Origin of the sequence: Hydrogenophaga sp., assembly GCF_041633695.1 — a bacterium.
Taxonomy (GTDB): Bacteria; Pseudomonadota; Gammaproteobacteria; order Burkholderiales; family Burkholderiaceae_C; genus Hydrogenophaga.
In genome coordinates, this window is sequence record NZ_JBFJMY010000573.1 from 1 (window position 1) to 2,338 (window position 2,338).

The 2,338-nt window shown below is 69.8% G+C and carries 2 protein-coding genes; both read left to right on the plus strand.

From position 1 onward, the window contains the following. Positions 1 to 494: 494 nt before the first annotated feature. Positions 495 to 1,280, plus strand: coding sequence for a translesion DNA synthesis-associated protein ImuA (gene imuA / locus ABYB95_RS21845; protein WP_372661907.1), 786 nt, complete (start codon positions 495 to 497; stop codon positions 1,278 to 1,280). Further along, a partial coding sequence (locus ABYB95_RS21850; RefSeq protein ID WP_372661911.1) for a DNA polymerase Y family protein occupies positions 1,225 to 2,338 on the plus strand: 1,114 nt, incomplete at its 3' end. The genes imuA and ABYB95_RS21850, both read left to right, overlap by 56 nt.

Sequence of the window (2,338 nt, forward strand, 5' to 3'; positions counted from 1 at the left end):
CAGATTCATGTTTTTGTCTCCTGATGGTTGTAGCCCCGAACCCGTTGTCCGAGTGCCCTGATCCTAGGGGACTGGGTATGGCGGGGCCATGATTTGGAGGCACAGGCATCTACTCAAAACACACATGGACTTCGTTCGGGTGTTCGCCGCTACCTTCACAGAAAGTGGGCGTGGCGCGCAGCGATAACGAACGTGTTGCCGGTGAAACGTGAAGGGCTGTTGTCCACAACACCCGCCTTTTGCGCCGCTCTTGAACTCCGTACCCCAGCTGAACCGCTCCGCCGCCGAGCACACAGGGACCTCACCGGATGCAAGTGGCGGGCTATCCGTTGCTGGTCGAAGCCGTGGAGCAAGTGCGGCACGAATGGCCAAGCTGCGCGCCGATCAGAAATCTCTTCACGGCCAACCGGTTGCCTCTATATACTGTGTATAAATACAGTATAAAAGCCGTGATACACACAACCGCCAGGCCGACCGGCGATCCATCCGTCCCGTTGGCCCCCACCGTTCCCCCACCGGCCCGCCCGTGCTTCGTGCCCGGCGCCTTGCCGCAGGCCGTGGCGTCGGCCATCTGGCGCGGGGATCAGCTGGGCAGTCCGGTGGAAGCGGTGTTGTCCAGCGGGTTTGCTGCGCTCGATGGCCAGCTGCCCGGCGGCGGCTGGCCTTGCCATGCGCTGTCCGAAATCCTGAGCCCACAAAGCGGCCTGCTGGAATGGCGCCTGCTCGGCCCTTTGCTGCGCCAGGTTTGCGCCGCCGGGCGTTCGGTGGTGCTGGTGGGGCCACCCAAGCCGCCCCATCTGCCGGGTCTGCGGTGGGACGGTCTGCTGGCCGGGCAGCTGATCTGGGTCCAGGCCGAAACACCGGCCGAGCGCCTGTGGTCGGCTGAGCAGCTCATCCGGGGCAACGCCTGTGGCGCACTCATCGCCTGGCTGCCCCAGGTGCGTGCCGATCAGATCCGCCGCCTGCAGGTGCTGGCTGCCGCCAACGAAGGCCCGGTGTTTGTCTGCCGGCCCAGTGCGGCCGCGCGCGAATCCTCGGCCGCGCCGCTGCGCGTGCACGCCAGCGTGGGGCCGGACTGGACGCTGCACATCGACATCCTCAAGCGCAAAGGGCCGCCGCTGGAACAAACGCTGCGGCTGCTGGCCGTGCCCGGTGGGCTGGCGCCCATCCTCACCCCCCGGCTGCGCCAGCCCAGCCGCCTCCTGCCCCGAAACGAGCATCACGATGTTGTGGTCGGCCCTGCTGATTCCCGCCAACAACGGCACCCCGTCCTTCCATGAAGCGGCGCGGCAGGCGGTGGCGGTCTGGGCTTTGCAGTTCACGCCCCGGGTCGCTCTGGCCGACGGCGCCGTGCTCATGGAGGTGGCGGCCAGCCTGCGCCTGTTCGGTGGCCTGCGCGCCCTGCGCGCACGTGTCTGGGCCGAGGGCCAGCAACTGGGCGTGTGCCAGCTCGCCTGGGCCCCGAACAGCCTGGCCGCGCTGGCGCTGGCCCGTGGCGGTATCGAAAACGGTTTGCGGGCCCCGCTGCAGACCCTGCTCGATGGCCTGCCCATGGACTGCTTGAATGCCGTGCACCCGCACCGCCTCACCCTGGCCCACATCGGTTGCCGCACCCTGGGCGATGTGCGCGCGCTGCCGCGTGGCGGCGTCGGGCGGCGCTTTGACAAACCGTTGTTGGCCGCGCTCGACCAGGTCTACGGGTGCGCGCCCGAAGTCCACCGATGGGTGGCCGTGCCCGAGCAGTTCCAGGCGCGGCTGGAACTGATGTCGCGCGTCGACAGCGCGCCGGCCCTGCTGTTGGGCGCGCGCCGCCTGCTGCTGCAAATGAGCGGCTGGCTGGCCGCGCGGCAGGCCGGCGTCACCGCCTTCACCCTGAAGTGGATGCACGACGCGATGCGCGCGCGCGCGGCGGGCGAGGGCGGCGCCATCACCGTGCGCACCGCCGAACCCACGCGCAACACCGAACACCTGTGCCGCCTGCTGGCCGAGCACCTGCGCCGGGTCGAACTGCTGGCGCCGGTGGGCGATCTGGAGTTGGTGGCTGTGGAGGTGCAGCCCTTGGCGCAGGCCAGTGCCGCCTTGCTGCCCGACACCGCGCACCAGGGCGAAACCCTGCACCTGGTGCTGGAACGCCTGGCCGCGCGCCTGGGCACCGAGCGGGTGCAGCGCCCGGTGCTGCTGGAAGACCACCGCCCCGAATGGATGTGCCGCTGGCAAGCCGCCGCGCTGCCGCTGCCGCGCCAGACAGCGGCGGCGCACGGCTGGCCCCAGCCCGGCTTCTTGCTGCCCGAGCCACTGCGGCTGGCGGTGCGCGGGGAGCGGCCTTGTTACCGGGGCG